The following is an 18,625-nucleotide window of genomic DNA, read 5'->3' on the forward strand; positions in this document are numbered from 1 at the left end:
TTCGAATACGGGAGGGGATCGCGGGTGGCCGCGATGCAGCTGACACGCACGCACCGCATACTCATCGGGGTCGTCGTCACGGGCGCGGTCATCATCGCCGCGATCGGATTCGCGGGCTCCTACGCCGCCGTGCGCGCGCTCGCCGAGCGCAAGGGCTTCGGCGAATTCTCCCTCGTCTTCCCCATCGGCATCGACGCGGGCATCTGTGTTCTGCTCGCCCTCGATCTGCTGCTGACGTGGATGCGCATCCCCTTCCCCCTACTGCGCCAGACCGCCTGGCTGCTGACCGTCGCGACGATCGCCTTCAACGGCGCCGCCTCGTGGCCGGACCCGCTCGGCGTCGGCATGCACGCCGTCATCCCGGTGCTGTTCGTCGTCTCGGTCGAGGCGGCGCGGCACGCGGTGGGCCGCATCGCGGACATCACGGCCGACAAGCACATGGAGGGCGTCCGGCTCACGCGCTGGCTGCTGTCCCCGGTCCCCACGTTCAAGCTGTGGCGCCGCATGAAGCTGTGGGAGCTGCGCAGTTACGAGCAGGTCATCAAGCTGGAGCAGGACCGGCTGATCTACCAGGCGCGCCTGCAGGCCCGCTTCGGGCGGGCCTGGAGACGCAAGGCGCCGGTCGAGTCACTCATGCCGCTGCGCCTGGCGAAGTACGGCGTGCCGCTCGCCGAGACGGCTCCGGCGGGGCTGGCCGCGGCGGGCGTCGAGCCTGCGCTGATACCCCCGGCGCCGCCGCAGTCGCAACAGCCGCGGCAGGCGGAGCTGCCACGGGCTCAGGAGTGGACGCAGGAGCGCGGGCCCGAGCAGTACGAGCAGCCGTACGAGCAGGGACAGCGGGAACAGCAGGAGCCGTACGAGCAGGGCCGCCCCGCCAACCACGAGAGCCCGTGGTTCGCCGCGCCGCAGGTCCCGCAGGAGGCGTACCAGGAGGCGTACGAGAGCGCCTTCAACCCGACGTACGTGGAGGGCCTGGAGCCCACCCCGGTCCGCGTTCCCGCGGGCCCGGGCCGCACCCGGCCGCTCGGCGGCATGGTTCCCGGCCAACGCGTCGAGGCCCCCGCGCCGGAGCCCGTCCAGGAGGAGTTCCCGGAGCCGCCGGCCGACGCCGCGGAGTTCCGGGAGCTGGCGTACCCGGTCTTCGAGTCGTACGTGAAGGAACACAGCGACTGGCCTAGCACCGAGCAGCTCGACATACACCTCTCGGACGCGCATGGCATCCGCCACCCGCGCAGCGCGGCGCTGTTGCGCCAGCTGATGCCCGAGTTCAAGACCCGCTTCCAGGCGGACCTTGAGGCGGAACACATCGCCTGACGCGGCCGGGGGTGCGGGTGCGGTGCCGCTGCGCGGGGCCTGTTCCCCACCCCGCCCTTTCCCGAACTGGGGGCAAGCCCCCAGCCCCCCGTCCGCCTCGCGGCGCGAACGGGGGGCTCCGCCCCTGGTCCCCGAATGCGACCTTCGGCCGCATGTCCTCAAACGCCGGACGGGCTGAATTCAGCCCCGCCGACGCTTGCGGAGCCAGGTGGGGGGCAGGGCCCAGAAAGCCAGCCCCACCGGCGCTTGAGGCGCCGGGGTCCGGGGGGCGGAGCCCCCACCGGCGCATGAGGCGGGGGGGCGGAGCCCCGGTTACGGGAAAGGGCGGGGGGGAACAAACCCCCGCCCCGCGAAACCCGCACCGCGCAGCGGACTACGCGCCCAGCAGCTTCCGCACCCGCTCCGCCCCCACCGCGAGCAGCAGCGTCGGCAGCCTCGGCCCCGTGTCCTTGCCCACCAGCAGGTGGTACAGCAGCGCGAAGAACGTCCGCTGCGCCACCTTCAGCTCCGGCGTCGGCTTGGCATCCGGCGCCAGGCCCTCCATCACCTTCGGTACGCCGTAGACCAGCGTCGTCAGGCCGTCCAGGGACCAGTGCGTGTCCAGGCCCTCCAGAAGCAGCCGCAGCGACTCGCGGCCCTGCTCGTCCAGCGACGACAGCAGCTCCGCGTCGGGCTCGGAGCGCACGACCGTCCGCGCCTCCGCCGGGACCTGCGACGTGATCCAGTTCTCGGCGCGGTCCAGCCGGGGCCGGACCTCGTCCAGGGAGGACAGCGGGTTGGACGGATCGAGGTCGCTGAGGATGCGGATCGTCTGCTCGTCGTGCCCGGCCGTGATGTCGGCGACCGACGCGAGCGTGCGGTACGGCAGCGGCCGCGGCGTCCGCGGCAGCTCTTTCGCCGCCGTGCGCGCGGCGCGCGAGTACGCCGCGGCGTCCGCCGGCAGCGCGGTCCCGTCCACGACCTTCGACTCCAGCTTGTCCCACTCGTCGTACAGCCGCTGGATCTCCTGGTCGAAGGCGATCTTGAAGGACTGGTTCGGCTTGCGGCGCGCGTACAGCCAGCGCAGCAGCTGCGGCTCCATGATCTTCAGCGCGTCCGCCGGCGTCGGCACGCCTCCGCGCGAGGACGACATCTTCGCCATCCCGGAGATCCCCACGAACGCGTACATGGGGCCGATCGGCTGCACTCCGTCGAAGATCTCGCGCACGATCTGCCCGCCGACGACGAACGACGATCCCGGCGAGGAATGGTCGACGCCGCTCGGCTCGAAGATCACGCCTTCGTACGCCCAGCGCATGGGCCAGTCGACCTTCCAGACCAGCTTGCCGCGGTTGAACTCGCTCAGCAGCACCGTCTCGCCGTGGCCGCACGCCGTGCAGACGTAGGTCAGCTCGGTGGTCTCGTCGTCGTACGAGGTGACGGTGGTGAGGTCCTTCTCGCACTGCCCGCAGTAGGGCTTGTACGGGAAGTAGCCCGCGGTCCCGCCGCTGCCGTCGTCCTCGGCGGCCGCGCCGGATCCCTCCGCCGCCTCCAACTCCGCCTCGTCGAGCGGCTTCTGCGACTTCTTCGCGGGCGCCTTCTTCGTGCGGTACTGGTCGAGGATCGCGTCGATCTTCGCCCGGTTCTTCATCGCGTGCAGGACCTGCTCGCGGTACACACCGGAGGTGTACTGATCGGTCTGGCTGATGCCGTCGTACTCGACGCCCAGCTCGGCCAGGGACGCGGTCATCGCGGCCTTGAAGTGCTCGGCCCAGTTCGCGTGGTCCGAGCCGGCCGGCGCGGGCACCGAGGTCAGGGGCTTGCCGATGTGCTCGCCCCACGAGCCGTCCACACCCGGCACGCCGTTCGGGACCTTGCGGTACCGGTCGTAGTCGTCCCAGGAGATCAGGTGGCGGACCTCGTACCCGCGACGCCGGATCTCGTCGGCGACCAGGTGCGGGGTCATCACCTCACGCAGATTGCCCAGGTGGATCGGCCCGGAGGGCGAGAGGCCGGACGCGACGACGACCGGTTTGCCAGGCGCACGTCGCTCCGACTCGGCGATGACCTCGTCCGCGAAACGGGAGACCCAGTCGGTCTCGGTGCTGCTCTGAGCCACGATCGGCACGTCCTTGAATGCTTGGAGTTCTCTTGGGTTCTCGACAGGCGTCGTACGCCATTGTCCCAGACGGAACGGCTCCCTCTGAGGTTGCTCATCGCCTTGCTGATTCCGGGGAGAAATCCCGGGAGAAAGAGGTTGCTGCCCCATGGGACACTTGACAACCGAAATAGCCCTCCCGACGAGACTCGACAAGAACGGAAGCTCATGGCCTCGGTCCCTTCCCTCGCTTCGACCGTGCAGCAGCGCCTCGCGGACGTCCTCTCGGCAGCTCTGCCGGAGGCCGGTTCCGCCGACCCCCTGCTGCGACGTAGCGACCGGGCCGACTTCCAGGCCAACGGCATCCTCGCGCTCGCCAAGAAGCTGAAGGGCAACCCTCGCGAGCTGGCGGCCAAGGTCGTCGCGGGCCTGCCCTCCGGTGACCTGATCGAGGAGATCGAGGTGTCGGGCCCCGGCTTCCTCAACATCACTCTCACCGACGAGGCGATCGTGAAGACCCTCGCCGCGCGCGCCACCGACGACCGGCTCGGCGTCCCGTACGCGCAGAACCCGGGCACCACGGTGATCGACTACGCCCAGCCGAACGTGGCCAAGGAGATGCACGTCGGCCACCTCCGCTCCGCGGTGATCGGCGACGCGATGGTCCAGATCCTGGAGTTCGCGGGCGAGAAGGTGATCAGGCGCCACCACATCGGCGACTGGGGCACCCAGTACGGCATGCTCATCCAGTACCTGATCGAGCACCCGCACGAGCTGGACCACGAGGGCGAAGAGGTCACCGGCGAGGAGGCGATGTCGTCCCTCGACCGCATCTACAAGGCTTCGCGCGCACTCTTCGACTCCGACGAGGCATTCAAGGAGCGTGCCCGCGACCGGGTGGTGTCCCTGCAGGCCGGGGACCCCGAGACCCGCGCCCACTGGCAGCGGTTCGTCGACGAGTCGAAGATCTACTTCTACTCGGTCTTCGACAAGCTCGACATGGAGATCCGCGACCCGGACATCGTCGGCGAGTCCGGCTACAACGACATGCTCGACGAGACCTGCCGCCTGCTGGAGGAGGCGGGCGTCGCGGTCCGCTCGGAGGGTGCGCTGTGCGTGTTCTTCGACGACGTGAAGGGACCGGACGGCAACCCGACCCCGCTCATCGTCAGGAAGAGCAACGGCGGTTACGGCTACGCGGCCACCGACCTCTCCGCCATCCGCGACCGGGTGCAAAAGCTCAAAGCGGACACGCTCATCTATGTCGTGGACGCCCGGCAGTCGCTGCACTTCAAGATGGTCTTCGAGACCGCGCGCCGGGCAGGCTGGCTGAACGACGAGGTCAAGGCCGTCCAGCTGGCGTTCGGCACGGTGCTCGGCAAGGACGGCAAGCCCTTCAAGACCCGTGAGGGCGAGACGGTACGGCTGGTGGACCTGCTGGACGAGGCGATCGAGCGGGCGACGGCGGTCGTTCGCGAGAAGGACGTCCAGAACCAGCTCACCGAGGAAGAGATCGCGGAGCGCGGCACGCAGGTGGGCATCGGCGCGATCAAATACGCCGACCTGTCGACGTCGGCGGCCCGGGACTACAAGTTCGACCTGGACCAGATGGTCTCGCTGAACGGCGACACGTCCGTGTACCTGCAGTACGCGTACGCCCGTATCCAGTCGATCCTCCGGAAGGCGGGCGAGGTCAAACCGGCCGCGCACCCGGAGCTCGAACTGGCTGCGGCGGAGCGGGCGTTGGGTCTGCACCTGGACCAGTTCGGCGAGACGCTGGCGGAGGTCGCGGGCTCGTACGAGCCGCACAAGCTGGCCGCGTACCTCTACCAGCTGGCGTCGCTGTTCACGACGTTCTACGACAAGTGCCCGGTCATCAAGCCCGCGCCTGCGCGTGAGGTCGCCGAGAACCGCCTGTTGCTCTGCGACATGACGGCCCGCACGCTGCACCAGGGCATGGCGCTCCTCGGCATCCGCACCCCCGAGCGTCTCTGACACTCAGGGTCTCTGAGGGTCGACTGACCCTCAGAGACCTTCAGAGACCCTCAGGAAGCGGTCTGCGCGACCCAGGCGCTCCTGTCCGGCCACCAGCCGTACTGCTTCCGTCCCTCGATCGCGCTCGCACGGAACGGCTTCCCGCCGTCGTCGACACGAACCGTGCCCCGCCGGTCCCCGCTGCTCCAGTCGAGCTCCAGGTACCAGCTCACGTCGTGTCCCTCGGTGTGGACGTCGAGGTTGAGCACCTGAGGGTCGTTGGACGCGACCTTGTACGGGAAGTCCTTGGCGGGCACGACGGTGTCCCCGTCCTGTCCCGCCACGGGCTTCACCAGGGGATGCGACGCGTCCAGGTCGATGTCGAAGGTCTGCGGTGTGACACCGCCGCCGCAGCCGTCTCCCATCGAGTACGCGTCCCAGCCGAGCGGCGCCTTGCGCCCCACGACGCGTACGTGCACGGCATTCAGCACCACCGACTCCTCGGTCTTGCCCGTGGCAGTCAGCTGGAGCCGCATGTGGCCGCCGTCGACGCCACCCAGCGCACGGGCCCAACCGCGGGAGTCCTGCGGTGCGGGCGGCGGCGGGACCGCGTCGGGTGCCTGGTCCAGCAGGTAGTACTGCCCGCAGGGCTCGTCCCAGTTGTACGAGCTGACACCCACCTTCAGCGGTACGCCGCCCGTCGCCGGGGGCGTGGCTCGGCGGCTCGGAGTTGTCGCGGCCGACGGGCTCCCGGTCGGCGACGCGCTCGCGGAAGGGCTGCCGCTCGGTGAGGCACTGGGGGACGTGGCGCGTGGTGCGGCTGTGCCGGGCGGGGCACTGGCACCGGAGACGCTGTCGGGCCGCTTCCCGTCCTCGTTCCCCGTGGCCGCGTGGCTGACGACGAAGGCGGCGGGCACGGCGAGAGCGACAACAGCCCCTGCGGCAAGGGCGATTCGGATCCGCTTGCCGCCGCGGCCGCGGGCCGCGACGCCGGACTCCTCCACGACGCCGGGCTCCTCCGCGGCGCCGTCCTCCTCCGCGGCCTCGGGCTCCGGGGCATCAACCGGACCATCGGCCTCCAGGGCCTGTGAAACCTCGGCCCGGGCTCGCCGCCGCGCCCCGTCCGCCACGATCCAGCGCCGGTGCAGCTCCACGAGCTCGTCCGGCGTGGCCGCACACAGCCGCGCGAGCCGTTCCACGGGCGCGTAATCGGTGGGTACGGCGTCGCCGTTGCAGTACCGGTGGAGCGTGGACGTACTGACGTGGAGCTTGCCCGCGAGTGCGCCGTAGCTGCGCCCAGAACGGTCCTTCAGCTCCCTCAGCAAGGCCGCGAAATCCTCAGCCTCTGACGTCGCCACTGCCGTGTTCCCCCTCGTAAGCCCTGCCGACTGTCCCAGAACACCGTTCCAGGGACGGGATGTCCGCCCAGGTCACAGTACGCGCCGTCATTCCACCGTCCCCAATGGTTCGTGGGGCGTTGCGGCCGGAATCCGCGGTCGCCCAGCCTGTGATCAATGCAAAGCCGTATCCGCAACTGCCTCATTGACGCCGTGGCGTTGCTCGTACTGATCGCTTCGACGGCGATCGTCACGGCCCTCATCTGCCGTTACTGACCCAACAGACCATCCACACGGGGAGAACCGAACATCATGCGCAACACCGTCGTAGCCGCCACCGCCCTGCTGGCCGCCCTCTCACTGACCGCGTGCCAGTCCTCCGACGACCGCGCCGACGACGGGAAGAAGCCGGACGCATCGGCCCCGGCGACTGTGTCCACGGGCGCGCCCGCCGTCCCGACCCCGGCCGCCGACAACTCCAAGCAGCCTGCGGGAGGCGCCAAGCAGACCCCCGCGGGCAACGGAAAGGGAGGCGGAACAGGCACGGGCACCGGTAAGGGCTCCGGCACCTCCGCCTGCATCGGGGAGAACACCAAGGTCACCGTCAGCAGGGTCAGCCGCCCCATCAACCACCTGCTGCTCACGATGACCAACACCGGCTCCCGGGCGTGCAACGCCTATCACGCCCCGCTCCTCCGCTTCGACCAGGACCAGGCCGTCACCCAGATCATGGATGACAGCAAGCCGCAGGCCGTTGTCAGCCTCTCCCCCGGAGAGTCCGCCTACGCCTCGATCCTCCTGTCGTCCGCCGACGGCAGCGGCCAGAACGGGCGTACGGCGAAGAACCTGACCATCCACTTCGCCCCGCGCGACGGGTCCGGCTCGACCGACACGGCGCCGGACATGCTGAAGCTCCCTGCCGGCACCTACCTCGACAACAACGCGAGTGTCAGCTACTGGCAGAGCAGCATGTCCGACGCCCTCGCCTACTGAGCCCTGCTGGGCCCGTCACTTCAGCGCGTGCGACGTCCGGCCAGAAGCCTCGTCGATCTCCACATGAGCCTTCTGAAGGAGTTGCGAGGCGATGTCCATGAGCGCCCGCGCGCCCGAGATCTCCTCGCCGACCCGGAGCTGCTCCGGGTCGGAGTGGTGACGCTGGGCATTACCGTGGCCGCGGATTTCCGTGCCGTCGCCCAGTCTCACCATGGCGGCCGCCCTGGTCCGGTCGCCTTCTTCCTGGAATTCCATCTCGACATGCCATCCGACGAGTGTCTGCATGGCGGACCACCTCCAGCGGTACCTCTCCAGAGTGCGCCGCCGGGCCGGTGATCACCACATCACTTACCGAATGGTGCGTACCTGACTTATGAGTCGGTACTTGTGGGCCGAGGGATACGAGGCCGACGGCCTGTCCCGCACCGCCGACCTGCTCAAGCGCTGACGGCGAACTCGCACCAGACGATCTTCCCCGGATCGCGCTCGTCGACCCCCCACTTGTCGGCAAGCGCGGCCACGAGCAGGAGCCCCCGCCCCGACTCCCCGTCCGGCTCCTGGAGGGACGGCAGCCCGCCGCCGCTGTCATGCACCTCGACGCGCAATACCCCGGCCCCATGCAGCCACAGCTTCAGCCGGTAGCCGCGCCCGGGTGGAACACCGTGCACGAGGGCGTTGGTGGCCAGCTCGCTCACGCAGAGCAGTACATCGTCCATCCGCGCGCCGAGCCCCCAGTCGGTCACGGCCGTCCGTACGAACTCCCTGGCAGCGGGCACAGATCGTCGCTCACGTCGGTAGAACTGCTCGCGCAGGCAGCGCTGTTGAATCACGTCTTCCATGAGACGAGCGTCACTGACTGTGACTACGGTGGTGCAGTACGCGAGCCCGTACAAGAAATCCGTACGGGTCCCAAGAGCGTGACGTACGGACATGGGTGGGGAGTTGGACGGGCATGCACCCCAGAAGGCGGCAGCGGAGAAACACGTCAGCGATGAAGCTCGTCGGCGCGCTGGTGGGCCGGTTCCGGGACTTTGCCGCGATCACACAGCGCGAGTTGGCCGATCGGGTCTGCGTGCACGAGGAGACGATCGCGTCGATTGAACAGGGGCGCCGCCCGCTGAAACCGGACATGGCGAGGGTGCTGGACCGGGTTCTCGATACGAAGGGGGCGCTGGAGACGGCGGTGGACAACATGCCGGAGATTGATCTGATCCCGGCGTGGGCGGAGCAGTACATGGACCTGGAGCGCGATGCGATTGCGCTCTCGTGGTTCGAAAACCAGGTACTGCCCGGCTTGCTACAGACGGAGAGTTACGCACGCGCCGTGTTCCGCAGCAAGGTGCCCATCCTCTCTGAGCAAGAGATCGGCGCCCAAGTGGTGGCTCGCCTGGAGCGGCAGGAGATCCTGCATCGCAAGGTGCCCCCAACCGCCAGCTTCATCATCTCCGAAGCGATTGTGCGGGACCGCCTCGGAGGCTATGCGGTGCACGAGGAGACGCTCCGGTATCTCCGCGCCTGCGCTGATCTGCCGGGAATCGTCCTCCAGCTCATGCCTTTCGGCCGTGAAACCCATGCAGCGCTCGACGGCCCGTTCATCCTCCTCGAAACGCCAGACCATCAACACCTGGCCTATACCGAAACCCAGCGCGGCAGCCAGCTCGTCTCCGCCCCTGACGAGGTCAGCATCCTGGCACAGAAATATGCGATGCTGCGGACGCAAGCCCTCAACCCCGAGGAAACGAAGGGCCTGTTGGACCGGCTGCTAGGAGACCAATGAGCACCGCACTGAAGTGGTTCAAGTCGAGCTACAGCAGCGAGCAAGGCGGGGCCTGCCTCGAAGTCGCGTACGACTGGCGCAAGTCCAGCTACAGCGGCAGCGAAGGCGGCGCGTGCGTCGAGATTGCCACCCACCCCGCCGCCGTCCACGTCCGGGACTCAAAGAACCCCGACGGCCCCATGCTCACCCTCACCCCCGCCACTTGGGCCGCGTTCACCACCACCCTGCGCTGAACCATTTGTCAGTGGCGACCCCTAGAGTCGCCTGCATGGTGATCAACCCGAACGCACTCGGCCTCGACCTGCCGCCAGGTGCGATGCGCGTCCAGCCGTCCCTCTGGTACGCGAACGAGCCTGCTCAACTGAACACTTGGGCGCGCCTGCTCCCCGCCCGGGAGGCGTCCGGCATGCACCCGGTGCTGCTCGTCAACGACGAGGACCGCTCCCTCACCTGGGACCGGGACCTCGATCTCGACCGTGTGTCGCACCCGGACGACTTCGACGTCGAAGAGGCCCTGGCATCTCTGTGGGACTACGACATGGCGGAGAACGATGCCGAGGCCGACGCGGACACCATCGCCCCGTTCACATCCGAGTGGCCGGGCCTCGCCCCCGCGGGCGAGCGGTTGGGCGATCCCGACGTCACGGCCGCCCGGGTCGCGGGCGAGCTGATGAAGGCCGGTCGGCTGCCCGACGCCCGGGCCGGGCTGATACCCGTACGCCGCAGCGCGGACATCCCCAGCGCGCTGGGCTGGACCGCCGCGGGCAACCACTACGAGACGGGCCCGCTGTCCACCATCCTGCGTTCCTGGGAGGACCGTTTCGGAATGCGCGTCGTCGCACTCCACTTCGATCGCCTGGACGTGTCAGTCGCGGCCCCGCCCAGCACGATGACGGATGCGCTCGCCGTCGCTGCCGAGCACCACGCGTTCTGCCCGGACAACGTCCGGCAGGGGTACGACACGATCCGCGAGTACGCGGCGGAGGGCCTGCTGGGGAAACAGCACTGGACCTTCTGGTGGGACTGACCGCAGAAGCGGTTTCCGGCTGACCGTGATTCGGATTGGTCTATACCTTGACTCGATCACGTCAAGCGCGCTTGAGTGTGGCTCACAACCCCCCACCACGGCACGGCCGTTACGTGCTAAGGAGTGATCGAGTGTTGAGACGACACCGCATCCTGGCGTTGCTGATCGCCATCCTCGTAGGAAGCGGACTGGCGGCGGTCTTCGTGCCCGCCGCCACCGCCGCCACCGCGGACGCCTGTACCTCCGCACCGAACTGGTCGGCCGGTACCTGGTACGCCACCGGCAACGTTGTCAGATACACGGACGGCAAGTACTACATAGCCGAGCACGACAACCCGGGCTATGACCCGACGATCAGCACCTGGTTCTGGGACCCGTACAGCTGCAGCGGCGGCGGGGACCCGGACCCCTCGGGCTTCGTCGTGAGCGAGGCGCAGTTCAACCAGATGTTCCCGAACCGGAATTCGTTCTACACGTACAGCGGCCTGAAGGCCGCGCTCGGCGCGTACCCCGGCTTCGCGAACACCGGCAGCGACACGGTCAAGAAGCAGGAGGCCGCAGCCTTCCTGGCGAACGTGAACCACGAGACGGGCGGCCTCGTCCACATCGTGGAGCAGAACCAGGCCAACTACCCGCACTACTGCGACTGGAGCCAGTCCTACGGCTGCCCGGCGGGCCAGGCGGCGTACTACGGCCGCGGGCCGATCCAGCTCAGCTGGAACTTCAACTACAAGGCGGCGGGCGACGCACTCGGCATCGATCTGCTGAACAACCCCTGGCTTGTGCAGAACGACGCGGCCGTGGCCTGGAAGACGGGCCTTTGGTACTGGAACACCCAGAACGGCCCAGGCTCAATGACCCCGCACAACGCGATGGTGAACCAGGCGGGCTTCGGCCAGACCATCCGCTCGATCAACGGCTCGCTGGAGTGCGACGGCAAGAACCCGGCCCAGGTCCAGAGCCGCGTGAACAGCTACACGCAGTTCACGCAGATCCTCGGTGTGCCCACCGGATCCAACCTGTACTGCTGACCACCCCCCACAACGGGCCGCGGGCCGGGGAGAACATTCCCCCGGCCCGCGGCCACACCATGTCCCGCTCTTCGCCGCTCAGAGGGTGCGCGCGACCTCGGTCGCCCAGTAGGTGAGGATCATCTGCGCACCGGCCCGCCGGATACCGGTCAGGGTCTCCAGGATGGCCTTGTCCCGGTCGATCCAGCCCTTCTCGGCGGCGGCCTCGACCATCGCGTACTCACCGCTGATCTGGTACGCGGCGACCGGCACGTCGACGGACTCGGCGACCTTGGCCAGCACATCGAGGTAGGGGCCCGCGGGCTTGACCATGACCATGTCGGCGCCCTCTTCGAGGTCCAGCGCCAGCTCCCGCAGGGACTCGCGGAGGTTGGCCGGGTCCTGCTGGTACGTCTTGCGGTCGCCCGTGAGGGAGGAGCCGACGGCCTCGCGGAAGGGCCCGTAGAAGGCCGACGAGTACTTCGCCGTGTAGGCGAGGATCGAGACGTCCTCGTGGCCCGTCTGGTCGAGCGCGTCGCGGATGACGCCGACCTGGCCGTCCATCATGCCGCTGGGGCCGACGACATGGACACCGGCGTCGGCCTGGACCTGAGCCATCTCTGCGTACCGCTCAAGGGTGGCGTCGTTGTCGACGCGGCCGTCCGCGTCCAGGACGCCGCAGTGGCCGTGGTCCGTGTACTCGTCCAGACACAGGTCGGACATGATCACGAGCTCGTCCCCGACCTCGGCCTTCACGTCCCGGATCGCGACCTGCAGAATCCCGTCCGGGTCCGTCCCCGCGGTCCCCGCGCCGTCCTTCTTCGCGTCCTCCGGGACCCCGAACAGCATGATCCCGGCGACACCCGCCTCCAGCGCCTCGACGGCGGCCTTCCGCAGTGTGTCCCGGGTGTGCTGCACGACGCCGGGCATCGCGGTGATCGGCACCGGCTCGCGGATGCCCTCCCGGACGAAGGCGGGAAGGATCAGATCGGCGGGGTGCAGGCGAGTCTCGGCGACCATGCGGCGCATGGCGGGGGTGGTGCGCAGCCGCCGTGGCCGCGCGCCGGGGAAGGATCCGTACGCAGTCATACGGGAACGGTACGCCCGTCCGGGGGGCGCACGTACCGACAGCCCGTCGGCGCGGGCGGTGCCGCTGCGCGGGGCCTGTTCCCCTACCCCGCCCCTTCCCGTAACCGGGGGCTCCGCCCCCGGACCCCCGCTCCTCAAACGCCGGAGGGCTGAATTTCAGCCCGTCCGGCGTTTGAGGACATGCGGCCGAAGGTCGCATACGGGGTCTGGGGCGGAGCCCCGGTTCGCGCCGCGAAGCGGACGGGGGGCTGGGGGCTCCGCCCCCGGTTACGGGAAGGGGCGGGGTGGGGGAACAAACCCCCGCCCCGCCCCGCGGAACCCGCACCGTCGGCGCTACGTGGTGCGCCGACGCCGACCCCCCGGCCGCCGCTCGCTCGGCCGCGTCACATGCTCGCCCGCCTCCAGCGCCGCCACCCTCCGCCGCGCCCCGAATTCCGCGAGCGCCTCCGCGAGCTTGTGCACCGACGGCTCGGGGGACAGCACGTCCACCCGCAGCCCGTGCTCCTCCGCGGTCTTCGCGGTCGCAGGACCGATGCACGCGATGACGGTCACGTTGTGCGGCTTGCCCGCGATACCCACCAGGTTCCGCACCGTCGACGACGACGTGAACAGGACCGCGTCGAAGCCGCCGCCCTTGATCGCCTCGCGTGTGTCCGCCGGCGGCGGCGACGCCCGTACGGTCCGGTAGGCCGTGACGTCGTCGACCTCCCAGCCGAGTTCGATCAGGCCCGCGACCAGGGTCTCGGTCGCGATGTCGGCCCGCGGCAGGAAGACCCTGTCGATCGGGTCGAAGACAGGGTCGTACGGCGGCCAGTCCTCCAGGAGACCGGCCGCTGACTGCTCACCGCTCGGTACAAGGTCCGGCTTCACGCCGAAGTCCACCAGTGAGGCCGCGGTCTGCTCCCCCACCGCCGCGACCTTGATCCCCGCGAAGGCCCGCGCGTCGAGCCCGTACTCCTCGAACTTCTCCCGTACCGCCTTCACGGCGTTCACCGAGGTGAAGGCGATCCACTCGTAGCGGCCCGTCACCAGGCCCTTGACCGCGCGCTCCATCTGCTGCGGTGTCCGCGGCGGTTCGACGGCGATCGTCGGAACCTCGTGCGGCACCGCGCCGTACGAACGAAGCTGGTCGGAGAGCGACGCCGCCTGCTCCTTGGTCCGCGGCACGAGCACCTTCCAGCCGAACAGCGGCTTGGACTCGAACCACGCGAGCTGGTCGCGCTGAGCGGCGGCACTGCGCTCACCGACCACGGCTATGACGGGCTGGTGGCCGTCGGGCGCCGGCAGCACCTTCGCCTGCTTCAGGGTCTGGGCGATCGTGCCGAGCGTCGCGGTCCACGTCCGCTGCCGCGTCGTGGTCCCCGCGGCGGTGACGGTCAGCGGGGTGTCGGGCTTGCGGCCCGCGGCCACCAGCTCGCCCGCGGCCGCGGCGACCGTTTCCAGCGTCGTGGAGACGACGACCGTGCCGTCGCTGGCGCCGACCTCGGTCCAGCAACGCTCGCTCGCGGTACGGGCGTCGACGAAGCGGACGTCCGTACCCTGCGCGTCACGCAGCGGCACACCGGCGTAGGCGGGCACACCCACCGCGGTGGCCACACCGGGCACGACCTCGAAGGGAATCCCCTCCGCGGCGCAGGCGAGCATCTCCTGACCTGCGTCGGTGTCCAGGCCGGGATCGCCGGTCACCGCACGCACGACCCGCTTGCCGTTGCGCGCGGCCTCCATGACAAGATTGGCCGCATCCCTGAGGACGGGGATTCCGGCGGCTGTTGACGCGTCGTCAACAACCGTCAGTTCAGGCGTGCTTACATTCGCCCGCGCATGGCTGCGTACGACGTCGAGCACATCCGGTTCGGCGATCAGTACGTCCGCGCCCGCGAGCGCTTCGACGGCGCGCAGAGTCAGCAGTCCGGGGTCGCCGGGACCGGCGCCGAGGAAAGTGACGTGCCCGTGTGCCGAGAGCGTCGAGGATGCGTTGTTGGTGGGGCTGGTGGGGCTCAAAGTGCTCGCTCCCCCATAAGACCGGCCGCACCCTTGGCGAGCATCTCGGACGCGAGTTCGCGACCGAGCGCGATGGCGTCGCCGTGCGACGTGGGTACGGGACCGGTGGTGGACAGCTGCACCAGCGTCGAGCCGTCGGTCGTGCCGACGACGCCGCGCAGGCGCATTTCGGTGAAAACCTGTCCGTCGGCCAGCAGGTCGGCCAGCGCACCAACAGGTGCGGTGCAGCCGGCCTCCAGGGCGGCGAGCAGGGAACGCTCGGCGGTCACGGCGGCCCGCGTGAACGGGTCGTCGAGCTCGGCGAGCGCGGCGGCGAGGTCCGCGTTGACCGCGGCACACTCGATCGCCAGTGCCCCCTGGCCGGGGGCGGGCAGGACGGAGTCGACCGGCAGGAAGTCGGTGACCTGGTCGATCCTGCCGAGGCGGTTGAGCCCGGCCGCGGCAAGCACCACGGCGTCCAGCTCTCCGCTGCGTACGTATCCGATCCGGGTGTCGACATTGCCGCGGATCGGCACGGTCTCGATGCTCAGGCCGTGCGCACGGGCGTACGCGTTGAGCTGCGCCATGCGGCGCGGCGAACCGGTGCCGATCCGGGCAGCCCCCCTTGGGGAAGGAGCAGCCAGCCGGTCGAAGGCCAGCCCGTCGCGGGCCACCAGCGCGTCCCGCGGGTCCTCGCGCGGCGGCACGGCCGCCAGCGTCAGGTCGTCGGGCTGCGCGGTGGGCAGGTCCTTCAGGGAGTGGACGGCGAAGTCGACGTCACCCCGCAGCAAGGCGTCCCGCAGGGCGGTGACGAAGACCCCCGTACCGCCGATCTGCGCGAGATGCTCACGGGAGGTGTCTCCGTACGTGGTGATCTCGACGAGCTCGACGGGCCGGCCGGTCAACTGGCGCACCGCCTGAGCCACTTGCCCGGACTGGGCCATGGCCAGCTTGCTGCGCCTGGTCCCGAGCCTCAGTGCCCTATCGGTCATACTCGCCCTCGATTCGGGTCATTCATGTCGGCCCGGCTGACGGATGCGACCGTCTCCGGGTCGAGGTCGAAGAGTGTCCGCAGCGCGTCCGCGTACCCGGCGCCTCCGGGCTCGCCGGCCAGCTGCTTGACCCGCACGGTGGGCGCGTGCAGGAGCTTGTCGACGACGCGGCGAACGGTCTGGTTGATCTCGGCACGCTGCTTCTCGTCCAGACCGGTCAACCGGCCCTCCAGCCGCGCGATCTCACCGGCGACGACATCGGCGGCCATGGTGCGCAGGGCGACGACGGTCGGAGTGATGTGCGCGGCGCGCTGGGCCGCGCCGAAGGCGGCGACCTCGTCGGAGACGATGCGCCGCACCTGGTCCACATCGGCGGCCATGGGGGCGTCGGCGGAGGCCTCGGCGAGGGACTCGATGTCGACCAGCCGCACACCGGCGAGGCGGTGGACGGCGCCGTCGATGTCCCGCGGCATGGCGAGATCGAGCAGCGCGATCCGTACGTCTCCGTCGGCCCGCGTCGTCCGGGGTCCGGAAGCGGTACGGCTGCGTACCGCGTTGTCGACCCAGGCGCCGTGCTGCGCGAGCTCGTCGGCGTGCCGGCCGTCCGGTTCCACCGGGCAGGCATCATCCGGCCCGCTGTCGGCACGGCCCTCGGAGCCCCGGCCGGAGTCCGCATCGTCCGTACCGGTGTTACTCACACCCGTGTCACCGAACGACGTCCCCGCGAGCGATTTGTCGGCCACACGGCCGTCCCGTGCCGCCGCCGCGGCAAGGCGCGCCACCAGGCTGCCGTCCGGCGCGCGCAGCCTGTCGCCCGCACCGGTGTCCTGTGCGGAGGGCGCCACCGCGAGGGCCGCCGCGATCGACTCGGCCGTCAGGACAAGACCCGTCGCACCGGTGCACGAGACCACGGCGTCGGCACGTGTCAGCTCCCCGGCGAGGCCGTCCATCGGCACCGCGCGCGCCGTCACCCCACTGGGCTCGCCCAGCGCCGCGGCAAGGCGCTCGGCGCGCTCCAGCGTCCGGTTGGCGATGACCAGTTCACGTACACCCAGGCGCGCGAGCGTCGTCGCGGCGAGCGAGGACATCGAGCCCGCGCCGATCACGAGCACTCGCTTGTCCGCGGCCCACTCTTCGACGTCCGCGCCGTCCGCCAGCTGCTCGAGTCCGAAGGTGACGAGCGACTGCCCGGCCCGGTCGATCCCGGTCTCGCTGTGCGCGCGCTTGCCGACACGCAGCGCCTGCTGGAAGAAGTCGTTGATCAGGCGGCCCGCGGTGTGCAGTTCCTGCCCGAGCGCGAGGGCGTCCTTGATCTGCCCGAGGATCTGGCCCTCGCCGACCACCATGGAGTCCAGGCCGCAGGCCACCGAGAAGAGGTGGTGGACCGCCCGGTCCTCGTAGTGCACGTAGAGATAAGGAGTGAGTTCCTCGAGCCCCACGCCGCTGTGCTGCGCGAGCAGCGTGGACAGCTCGGCGACACCCGCGTGGAACTTGTCCACGTCCGCGTACAGCTCGATGCGGTTGCACGTGGCCAGCACCGCGGCCTCGGTGGCGGGCTCCGCGGCCAGCGTGTCCTGGAGCAGCTTGACCTGCGCGTCCGCAGACAGCGAGGCCCGCTCCAGCACGCTCACCGGCGCGCTGCGGTGACTCAGTCCGACGACCAGAAGGCTCATGCCGGCATCACGGCGGGCATGTCCCCGTCCGGTCCCTTCCGGCCTGCCGCGGCCTCGGCCTCCTCGCCGGCCTTCCGCTGCTCGTGGAAGGCGAGGATCTGCAGCTCGATCGAGAGGTCGACCTTGCGCACATCGACACCGTCGGGCACGGAGAGGACGGTGGGGGCGAAGTTGAGGATGGAGGTGACACCGGCGGCGATCAGGCGCTCGCACACCTGCTGCGCGGCACCGGCGGGCGTCGAGATGACACCGATGGACACCCCGTTGTCGCTGATGATCTTCTCGAGCTCGTCGGTGTGCTGGACCGGAATCCCGGCGACCGGCTTTCCTGCCATGGTGGGATCGGCGTCGATCAGCGCGGCGACGCGGAAGCCGCGGGAGGCGAACCCGCCGTAGTTGGCGAGCGCGGCGCCGAGGTTACCGATGCCGACGATGACGACCGGCCAGTCCTGGGTGAGGCCGAGCTCACGGGAGATCTGGTAGACGAGGTACTCGACGTCATAGCCGACGCCCCGCGTGCCGTAGGAGCCGAGGTAGGAGAAGTCCTTGCGCAGCTTCGCGGAGTTGACCCCCGCGGCCGCCGCGAGCTCTTCGGAGGAAACCGTGGGTACGGACCGCTCGGACAGCGCGGTCAGTGCGCGCAGGTACAGCGGAAGCCGGGCGACGGTGGCCTCGGGGATTCCTCGGCTACGGGTCGCCGGTCGGTGATTTCGGCCAGTTGCCACGGTGCTCCTGCGGGATGAGCGAGGCTGCAGGCGGCCAGACGTCCAAGGACCGCCCCGTCGAATGCAGGCTATGTCTTTGTGAACGCGTGCACAAAGATGGTGTCCGCTTTGTCCGCGCAAAGTGACCGGGGTCACGCATTCCGGCCACATGATCCCGGAACCCCGAACCGCATGGATCCGTTGAAGAGCCGAAGGGGGCAAAGCCGTACACGCTCCTCATGATGACGCCCCCGAGACCGCTCTACTGTGCCCTGTCCCTGTCGTGTCCGGATAGAGCCGGACCCGCCGGAAAGAGCCGGCAAAACGTCCACGGTGGTGACAAACCTTGTCGTCACGCGCCCAGCGCGCGGCGCAGCCGTCCGGCGTCCACGCGCCAGAAGGTGTGCTGCTCCCCGTCGACCAGGACGACCGGAATCTGCTCCCAGTAGGCACGGTGCAGTGCTTCGTCCTGGGTGATGTCCTTCTCCTCGAAGGACGCACCCGTCGCGGCGCACACCTCCTCGACCACCGACCGCGCATCGTCACAGAGATGACACCCCGGCTTCCCGATCAGCGTCACCACGCGCTCGGCCGCCCTCTTCTTCGTACGCCGCACCACAGGACTCATGCAGCCATTCTCCGCCCCGCTCGCACGTGCAGCGCTCCCCCGTGGCCCGC

17 protein-coding genes are annotated in these 18,625 nt (G+C 69.6%); 7 read left to right on the forward strand and 10 right to left on the reverse strand.

The genetic code is table 11. From position 1 onward, the window contains the following. Nucleotides 1–24 precede the first annotated feature (24 nt). Nucleotides 25–1,314: a DUF2637 domain-containing protein gene (locus FBY35_RS15410; protein WP_142214340.1), complete on the forward strand. Its 1,290-nt coding sequence runs from the start codon at nucleotides 25–27 to the stop codon at nucleotides 1,312–1,314. A gap of 373 nt (nucleotides 1,315–1,687) precedes the next feature. Here FBY35_RS15410 and lysS read toward each other — a convergent pair whose 3' ends face one another. Then, nucleotides 1,688–3,421, reverse strand: a complete 1,734-nt coding sequence (gene lysS / locus FBY35_RS15415) for a lysine--tRNA ligase (protein ID WP_142214341.1) — start codon at nucleotides 3,419–3,421, stop codon at nucleotides 1,688–1,690. A gap of 198 nt (nucleotides 3,422–3,619) precedes the next feature. On the opposite strand from lysS, the gene argS reads away from it, so the two are divergent. Further along, the gene (gene argS, locus FBY35_RS15420; RefSeq protein WP_142214342.1) at nucleotides 3,620–5,386 is read left to right on the forward strand and encodes an arginine--tRNA ligase; all 1,767 of its coding nucleotides are present in this window, start codon (nucleotides 3,620–3,622) and stop codon (nucleotides 5,384–5,386) included. 50 nt (nucleotides 5,387–5,436) lie between these two features. Here argS and FBY35_RS15425 read toward each other — a convergent pair whose 3' ends face one another. Beyond that, nucleotides 5,437–6,723 carry a helix-turn-helix transcriptional regulator gene (locus FBY35_RS15425; protein WP_142214343.1) on the reverse strand — a complete coding sequence of 429 codons (1,287 nt, stop codon included), beginning with the start codon at nucleotides 6,721–6,723 and terminating at the stop codon, nucleotides 5,437–5,439. A gap of 291 nt (nucleotides 6,724–7,014) precedes the next feature. Here FBY35_RS15425 and FBY35_RS15430 point away from each other — a divergent pair, with 291 nt between their 5' ends. Beyond that, nucleotides 7,015–7,695: a DUF4232 domain-containing protein gene (locus FBY35_RS15430; protein ID WP_142214344.1), complete on the forward strand. Its 681-nt coding sequence runs from the start codon at nucleotides 7,015–7,017 to the stop codon at nucleotides 7,693–7,695. A 15-nt stretch (nucleotides 7,696–7,710) separates the two neighbouring features. Here the strand turns inward: FBY35_RS15430 and FBY35_RS15435 are convergent, their stop codons facing one another. Both FBY35_RS15435 and FBY35_RS15440 read right to left on the reverse strand, forming a co-directional pair. Beyond that, nucleotides 7,711–7,980 (reverse strand): DUF1876 domain-containing protein, encoded by a 270-nt coding sequence (locus FBY35_RS15435; RefSeq protein WP_142214345.1) that lies wholly within the window; start codon nucleotides 7,978–7,980, stop codon nucleotides 7,711–7,713. 152 nt (nucleotides 7,981–8,132) lie between these two features. Next, complete coding sequence (locus FBY35_RS15440; RefSeq protein WP_142214346.1) at nucleotides 8,133–8,534, reverse strand: ATP-binding protein; 402 nt, start codon at nucleotides 8,532–8,534, stop codon at nucleotides 8,133–8,135. Nucleotides 8,535–8,686: 152 nt separating this feature from the next. Here FBY35_RS15440 and FBY35_RS15445 point away from each other — a divergent pair, with 152 nt between their 5' ends. From FBY35_RS15445 to FBY35_RS15460, 4 genes are all read left to right on the forward strand, one after another. Beyond that, nucleotides 8,687–9,472 (forward strand): helix-turn-helix transcriptional regulator, encoded by a 786-nt coding sequence (locus tag FBY35_RS15445; protein ID WP_260848622.1) that lies wholly within the window; start codon nucleotides 8,687–8,689, stop codon nucleotides 9,470–9,472. Next, the gene (locus tag FBY35_RS15450; RefSeq protein ID WP_142214348.1) at nucleotides 9,469–9,705 is read left to right on the forward strand and encodes a DUF397 domain-containing protein; all 237 of its coding nucleotides are present in this window, start codon (nucleotides 9,469–9,471) and stop codon (nucleotides 9,703–9,705) included. Before FBY35_RS15445 ends, FBY35_RS15450 begins: the two co-directional genes overlap by 4 nt. A gap of 35 nt (nucleotides 9,706–9,740) precedes the next feature. Then, nucleotides 9,741–10,499 carry a DUF4253 domain-containing protein gene (locus FBY35_RS15455; protein ID WP_142214349.1) on the forward strand — a complete coding sequence of 253 codons (759 nt, stop codon included), beginning with the start codon at nucleotides 9,741–9,743 and terminating at the stop codon, nucleotides 10,497–10,499. 134 nt (nucleotides 10,500–10,633) lie between these two features. Continuing rightward, nucleotides 10,634–11,530, forward strand: coding sequence for a glycoside hydrolase family 19 protein (locus FBY35_RS15460; protein ID WP_142215090.1), 897 nt, complete (start codon nucleotides 10,634–10,636; stop codon nucleotides 11,528–11,530). Nucleotides 11,531–11,608: 78 nt separating this feature from the next. On the opposite strand, the gene hemB is transcribed toward FBY35_RS15460, so the two are convergent. From hemB to FBY35_RS15490, 6 genes are all read right to left on the reverse strand, one after another. Further along, nucleotides 11,609–12,598, reverse strand: coding sequence for a porphobilinogen synthase (gene hemB / locus FBY35_RS15465; RefSeq protein WP_142214350.1), 990 nt, complete (start codon nucleotides 12,596–12,598; stop codon nucleotides 11,609–11,611). A gap of 333 nt (nucleotides 12,599–12,931) precedes the next feature. Then, nucleotides 12,932–14,599: a uroporphyrinogen-III synthase gene (locus FBY35_RS15470; protein ID WP_142214351.1), complete on the reverse strand. Its 1,668-nt coding sequence runs from the start codon at nucleotides 14,597–14,599 to the stop codon at nucleotides 12,932–12,934. Next, nucleotides 14,596–15,570, reverse strand: coding sequence for a hydroxymethylbilane synthase (gene hemC / locus FBY35_RS15475; protein WP_142214352.1), 975 nt, complete (start codon nucleotides 15,568–15,570; stop codon nucleotides 14,596–14,598). Before hemC ends, FBY35_RS15470 begins: the two co-directional genes overlap by 4 nt. Next, the gene (locus FBY35_RS15480) at nucleotides 15,567–17,243 is read right to left on the reverse strand and encodes a glutamyl-tRNA reductase (protein WP_142214353.1); all 1,677 of its coding nucleotides are present in this window, start codon (nucleotides 17,241–17,243) and stop codon (nucleotides 15,567–15,569) included. The genes hemC and FBY35_RS15480 overlap by 4 nt, the downstream gene beginning before the upstream one ends. Beyond that, nucleotides 17,240–17,968, reverse strand: a complete 729-nt coding sequence (locus FBY35_RS15485; protein ID WP_142214354.1) for a redox-sensing transcriptional repressor Rex — start codon at nucleotides 17,966–17,968, stop codon at nucleotides 17,240–17,242. The genes FBY35_RS15480 and FBY35_RS15485 overlap by 4 nt, the downstream gene beginning before the upstream one ends. Before the next feature lie 331 nt (nucleotides 17,969–18,299). Beyond that, nucleotides 18,300–18,575 carry a glutaredoxin family protein gene (locus FBY35_RS15490; RefSeq protein ID WP_142214355.1) on the reverse strand — a complete coding sequence of 92 codons (276 nt, stop codon included), beginning with the start codon at nucleotides 18,573–18,575 and terminating at the stop codon, nucleotides 18,300–18,302. Between the last annotated feature and the right edge of the window lie 50 nt (nucleotides 18,576–18,625).

This window comes from Streptomyces sp. SLBN-118 (genome assembly GCF_006715635.1).
Lineage (GTDB): Bacteria > Actinomycetota > Actinomycetes > Streptomycetales > Streptomycetaceae > Streptomyces.